The 6236-nt window shown below is 45.9% G+C and carries 5 protein-coding genes; 3 read left to right on the plus strand and 2 right to left on the minus strand.

All coding sequences use genetic code 11. The features are described 5' to 3' along the window. Nucleotides 1–77 precede the first annotated feature (77 nt). Entirely contained in the window at nt 78–209 is a 132-nt protein-coding gene (locus tag BP74_RS14680) for a hypothetical protein (protein ID WP_262494390.1), read from the minus strand. 277 nt (nt 210–486) lie between these two features. On the opposite strand from BP74_RS14680, the gene BP74_RS14685 reads away from it, so the two are divergent. The 3 genes from BP74_RS14685 to BP74_RS14695 all read left to right on the plus strand — a co-directional run bounded on the left by BP74_RS14685 (nt 487) and on the right by BP74_RS14695 (nt 2012). Continuing rightward, entirely contained in the window at nt 487–1065 is a 579-nt protein-coding gene (locus BP74_RS14685; protein ID WP_496375105.1) for a porin family protein, read from the plus strand. Between the two features lie 116 nt (nt 1066–1181). Then, nucleotides 1182–1475, plus strand: coding sequence for a hypothetical protein (locus BP74_RS14690; RefSeq protein WP_496375106.1), 294 nt, complete (start codon nt 1182–1184; stop codon nt 1473–1475). An 81-nt stretch (nt 1476–1556) separates the two neighbouring features. Continuing rightward, nucleotides 1557–2012, plus strand: a complete 456-nt coding sequence (locus BP74_RS14695) for a methylglyoxal synthase (RefSeq protein WP_496375107.1) — start codon at nt 1557–1559, stop codon at nt 2010–2012. Between the two features lie 54 nt (nt 2013–2066). Here BP74_RS14695 and BP74_RS14700 read toward each other — a convergent pair whose 3' ends face one another. Then, the gene (locus tag BP74_RS14700) at nt 2067–5345 is read right to left on the minus strand and encodes a S41 family peptidase (RefSeq protein ID WP_496375108.1); all 3279 of its coding nucleotides are present in this window, start codon (nt 5343–5345) and stop codon (nt 2067–2069) included. Nucleotides 5346–6236 lie beyond the last annotated feature (891 nt).

Here is a 6236-nt window from a genome sequence, read left to right on the forward strand (position 1 = left end):
CAGTAGGATGGGCCAAAATGGACGCAAACTGGATGGAGGATCATTAATGCTACTGTTGAAAACTCCCGGCTAGGGGGCTATAATGCACAAGCCACCGCAATAATGGTTAATGTGAAAATGAGTGCCAGGGAGCATACAATAAGAGCGATGCCGTCAAGCAGCAGGGCTACCAGGCGGTTGGTTTGATAAAGATTGACCAGGTGTTTCATAGGATGCTATTTAATGAGGTGTTTTCTTCCACCAATTTACAGCGGACCTTGATGAAATGGAAGCAAATAGAAAAGAAACATGGTCCCTCACAAACAATTACGAGGTGTATTTCCGTGACCGGCAAAGAATAGATACGTCCTCTATGATCTAAGCCCGGAAGAGATATTATTTTCGGAACAGGCCTGGTACCAGCCCTGGCTTTTTTTATACTAAATCTTGTTTGCTGGTAAGATTGTTGGAACTTTAGGATAAGTAAGTAAAACAGAACTACTGCCAATGAAAAGCTTACTTCTTTTATTAGCTGCCCTAATTACCCAACTATGCCAGGCACAGGACAGCATCCCTTCTTTTTATGGTCTGAAGGCAGGACCTGGCTTTTATACCATCAGCCCGGGAGGCGATGGGGTTTCTGGCCGAACAGGGCTTGATGCCGGTATTTGGTACAGGCATAATATCACCCCGGTTTTCAGTACACAAATTGAATTGCTTTTTTCCATGGAGGGCTGGAAGTTTTCAAATAATGCTGAAACCATCACCAATACATTCAATTACCTGCAGCTGCCTGTTCTTTTACAATTCAGGACCCGTTATGGCCTTTACTTTGAAACAGGCCCGCAGGTGGGGCTGCGCATTAGTGGCAAGCAGCAGGCTGATAACAATAATGGAGCTATTGACTTTTTCCCGATTGATACCTGGACAAACCGCTGGATATTTTCAGGTGCGGTGGGTGGCGGCTACCTAAAAGGGAGGTTTGGTATGGGCGCCCGTTACAACTTTGGCATCACTTCCCTCTTAAAAAACGAAGATGGAAGGTCTAATGGTTTGACTATAAGCCTGTTATATGCTTTTCAATAACTTGTTCCTGGTCAATAAACCATTTGATCATAATTGATTAACAACCCGGGAAACCCTAATTATCCAAAAAGGCGTTACTTTGTTCTTAATGTGTACATAATACACACCCCCTAAACATGACAACAAGTAAAACAGCAATAATAAAATGTGGCGTAAAAGCCCAGGAGTTCAATTTAAATACTGAGCTCCATCCCAATACTTCAGTTAGTAAATTATATATCCCTTCAGAGGTGGATGCATCCTTTTTTAAGCATCGCTATCCGCAGGCCGAGATCGTGGCTCAGAAAGAATTCATCCTTGAAGATGAACTGATCGACCATGTGATTATTTATACCCCGGAAGTGAATGACATGCCTTTGATACAGGCCGTTTTACAGTCGGGAAAGAATGTTCAGATCATACATAACTAACCTGGCCCCGGCCATTACTGGTTTTTACTGCTAACAATCGCTGCCTGGATAGAGGATCTTTTCACCCTTAAAATGTGAACTATGGATTCGTCAAGAAAAATGCAGCCGGTCAAACGTATTGCCCTTGTGGCCCACGATAATAAGAAAGCCGACCTCCTGGACTGGGCTACTTATAACAAACGAGTACTGACCCGTCACCGGTTGATAGCCACGGGTACGACTGGATCTCTTTTGGAAAAAATCATTGGAACCCCGGTTACAAGGCTGATGAGCGGGCCTTTGGGTGGTGACCAGCAATTAGGCGCCATGATAGCTGAAGGTAAGCTGGATATCATCCTGTTTTTTTGGGACCCGATGATGGCACAGGCACACGACAGTGATGTAAAAGCCCTGTTACGTATTGCCGTTGCCTGGAATATTGTCATCGCCTGCAACAGGAGTACGGCAGATTTTGTATTGACCTCCCTGCTAATGGAGGAGGAACATGCTATCAGTATCCCTGACTATTCCAAATACCTAAACCGGATGAACGAATAAAAAAAGACCCGGGCCATCCCGGGTCATTACTATTATTAACGGCTCTCCAAATGCTTAATAGGCCCTTTTCTCCGTGGTGGGTACAGGTGGCTGTTTAAATGCCTTTGTCTTGAGCAGGTTTTTAATTTCTGCTATACCCCGTTCCAATTGCGGATCAACCCCTTTAGCCATAGAAGCAAGGTCTTCATCCACCGCAATGTCCGGATCCACTCCATGTCCTTCCCTGAACCAGGTACCATCAGGATTGTACATACGGAAGGTAGGCACGGTAATGCTTCCACCATCCACCAGGTTGGGTGCGCCGGAGATACCGATCAACCCGCCCCAGGTGCGGGCACCGATCAAAGGTCCAAGGCCTTTTCTTTTGAAATAATCCGGGAAGGCATCGCCACCTGAACCACTCCAGCCATTGATCAACATCACTTTAGGGCCAAAATTGGCATATGGTGGCCAAGGCCAGGAACTGCCATCCCTGATAGCCCAGAATGCCAGAGGATCGCGGTTCAGCATTTCTATGAAGCGGTCAGGTATCTGCCCGCCATTATTAAAACGCTCATCTATTATTAGCGCTTTTTTGTCCCATTGGGCACTGAATTGCCGCATCAGCTCATTCTGCCCATCAATACCCGTGCTGGGCACATAGATGTATCCCACCTCGTCATTGGTGGCTTCTTCCACTCTTTTGCGCATGGCTTCGATCCATGCCAGGTTGCGCAGTCGGGATTCGTCATCCAGGGTTTCTACTATAGCTGTTTTAGCGCCACTCCAGGAAGGAGTAGTGTTATAGGTGATCTCCACTGCCTTTTTGGACAAACCTGCAAAGGCGGCAAAGGGTTCCTGCGCGGTGGTCAGAGGCACTCCATTTACTGCGAGGATATAATCTCCTGCTTTCAAATCTACACCTGCCTTATCAAGCGGTGAACGCACTTCAGCATCCCATTCTGCACCCCTGATAATTTTTTTCACCTTATAATGATCGCCATCGGCTTCCCAGTCAACGCCCAGGTAACCTACCGCCTTTTGCTCAGGGTGCTCCATATCTCCGCCACCATGATAGGTATGCGAAGCATTGAGCTCACCGATAATTTCTCCTATTACAAAATCAGCTTCCTCTCTGGTCATGGCTCCCGCCAGCATTTTGGAATACCGGTCCTTCACCCCGTTCCAGTCAACGCCATGCATTTTTGGATCATAGAAATAATCACGCTCCAGGCGCCAGGCGTCAAGGAACAGTTGCTTCCATTCCTTTGCCGGGTCCACCATCACCTGCATTTCCGATAGTCTCAGGGGTTTATCAAACTTCTGCCCTTCCTCAGGCTTAATGATGGCAAAGGCATTATTATTACGGAACACCAGGATCTTCGCCCTATTCTCTGAAAGCAGGAAGTAATTGGCATCTTCCAGCAAGGTTTTCTCTTCTCTCTTTTCCTTGTCGTAATATTTTATTACTCCTTTTCCATCAGTCTGGCCGGTATTAGGTTGCTTTAAATAAATCACTTTATCTTTTGTAGCAGCCAGGGTTCCATAATTCCCCGGAGCGGCAGGCAGCAGCACCAGCCTTTGTTCAAGGCCATCAAAGTCGATATCCACTTTAACTGCTTCCGGCAAAGGCTGAACAGAGAGTGAATCTTTTTTCTCCTTGCGCGCCTTTTTCTTCAGGGCCTCTTTCTTTTCGGGGGACTGAAGATTCAGCGTCACCGTATCATTCTTTGGAGCCAGCAAGGAGGGGGTTGTCTTTTTTAAACTGATAGCAGCCAGCTGCTGGGTATTGGCATAGATGAATGTATTATCTACATCGCTGTAATTGGGCTGAAAGCTTTGAGAGGTGATCAGGAAGAGGTATTTGCCTTCAGGATCAAACACAGGGTTGGTAGTATTATAATAACCTTTCGTTACCTGGTGCAGTTTTTTATTCGGGTAATCATAGATGAAAATCGCCCTGTGTGAATTATCCAGGTCACGGCTATAGGTAAGCCAGCGGCTATCCGGCGACCAGTTGAAGGTAAATCCCGAAAGATCGCCATGCATAAAGCGAAGGGCTTTATCAACATCAGTAGTGGTTTTGCTGGCAATATCATACACCCTTATGTTCATGGCCTTGTCTATAAATGCCAGCTTCTTACTATCAGGCGACCAGTATAAATTGTACCGGAAGCCAGGTCCATAACTGGTAAGCTTGCGGGCGCTGTTTTCTTTTGCAGGTTCCGCCATCCACAATTCATATTCACCAGATTCATCACTCCAATAGGCAATATGTTCTCCATCAGGTGACCAGGCCGGGGACCGCTCTGCAGACCCTGAGCTGCGGGTGAGATTTTTTACAAAGCCATTTTCTGCAGGTACGGAGAAAATATCTCCCCTCGCTTCTACCAGCACACGGTTGCCATCGGCACTTAGCGCCACATTTTCCACCAGCTTTTCTGCTGTCTCCATCTTTGGCTTCAGCATGGCCCTGTCGGTAACCACGCTCACCTTCACTTCCTTTAGCTGGGCAGATGAAAAAGGAAGCAGCCATAATTTTCCTGCTGCTTCAAAGACAATATCATCAGGTCCCTGGGAGGGATAATGCACATCATAATCTCCGAAATGGGTTACCTGTGAAAATGCCTTGCTGTTAATGTCGTACTTCCAGATATTCATGCGCAGTTCCGGGCCGCGGTCAGAAAGAAAGTATATGCTGTTGCCATGCCACATGGGAAACTCGGCACCTGCATCATCATTACGTGAAATGTTTGTTGAAGTATTGTTCTGGAGGTTGAAAATATGGATGTCGGCCTTCCATCCACCGCGGTAGCGCTTCCAGTTGCGGCCAACCTGTGAACGAAACACCAGTGCCAGCTCTTTACCATCAGGAGAATAGGATCCATATTCCGCATAGGCAAGAGGCAGCTTCTGCTCGGCACCGCCTGTGGCGGGCACCGTATAAAACTGGTTGAACCTTGCTTTGCCACTTTCACGTCCGGAGGCAAACAATACATTTTTACCATCAACGGTCCAGTCCACCACCCTGTCAGGATAGCCATGGGCTGTCAGCCGCACGGGTATACCACCGGTAACGGGAATCGTATAGGCATCGCTGTTACCATCATAATTACCAGTAAAAGCAATGGTCCTGCCATCAGGGGAGAATTTGGGATAGATCTCCACACCTGCTGGTGAACTCAAACGTGTAGCCTGGCCGCCTTCCTTAGGCATCACCCAGAGATCATTGGCATAGGTAAAAACAATCTGTGATGCAGAAACATCAGGAAACCTGAATAGACCGGCATCTATCTGCGCATGAACAGAAAGCAGCATAAACACCCCTGCCAGCAGGGCAAGCAATTTTCTCATAAAATCTGTTGAGGGTTAAAAATGTTGAGGTAATGAATTTAAGAAGAAAGAACCAGGATTGACTGGATTGAAAAGGATTTTTGAGGAGTGGCAGCGGCAAAGGCTTGAAGTATAGAGAGGTTGAAAAGTTGATAGGTTGAAAGGTTGACAAGAAAGAGTTGGGAGTCGGGAGTCAGGAGTCGGGAGAGAAGAGAGAATCTCGAATGTCGAACAAGGAATATCGAATTTCGAAGGAAGAGAGAGGATCCACGGAAGTAGAGGGTCACAAAGAGGCACCGCGCCCTCTGCGGTATTAAGTGGGATATTGAATGATGAAGTGTAGGTCAAAGCGTCTTTTTTAATTACAGTCTTTACCCAACGGGCAATGCTCAATGTGTAGGAGAGAGAATACGTGATTGTAGTTTTGGAGTTCTTCATGTTCCATAGGAACATTTTGTTGGTAGCAGGAAAGATCGTGGATAAATCAGCGTGCCGTAGGTACGCCTGGTGGATTAAGCTATGAAATTTCAATGGCCGCGAGTCCTTTGCTTATGATTCTGCTCGATGAATCATGTTATACTCATGCAAAGAGACTCATATCTTGCTAAATAATTAAATTACTATAGATATCAAGGCACATTGATACCTCAAATTGAGACTAAACAAGTGACATTTCACTATGTTGGCGCGAGACATCTTCTTTGTGCCTTTTCTTCCTTAGCCTGAACAGTACTTAAAGATGAAATAATATATTTCAATCTTGAATAAATCATGAGCCAAGGCAGTAGAAGAAATTGATATTATTATTAATGTCCTAAACTTTTTTTATGAATGCTATTCGTTATGGAATCGGCATTGACATGGCCATGGAAAAGTTTGATGCCTGCATTTCAACAATCGATTTACAACAAA

It is taken from the genome of Flavisolibacter ginsengiterrae DSM 18136, assembly GCF_059568575.1.

Bases quoted from the DNA above. Each gene is read 5' to 3' on its own strand.
- BP74_RS14680 (WP_262494390.1), bottom strand. From the start codon at position 209: ATGAAACACCTGGTCAATCTTTATCAAACCAACCGCCTGGTAGCCCTG.
- BP74_RS14685 (WP_496375105.1), top strand. From the start codon at position 487: ATGAAAAGCTTACTTCTTTTATTAGCTGCCCTAATTACCCAACTATGC.
- BP74_RS14690 (WP_496375106.1), top strand. From the start codon at position 1,182: ATGACAACAAGTAAAACAGCAATAATAAAATGTGGCGTAAAAGCCCAG.
- BP74_RS14695 (WP_496375107.1), top strand. From the start codon at position 1,557: ATGGATTCGTCAAGAAAAATGCAGCCGGTCAAACGTATTGCCCTTGTG.
- BP74_RS14700 (WP_496375108.1), bottom strand. From the start codon at position 5,345: ATGAGAAAATTGCTTGCCCTGCTGGCAGGGGTGTTTATGCTGCTTTCT.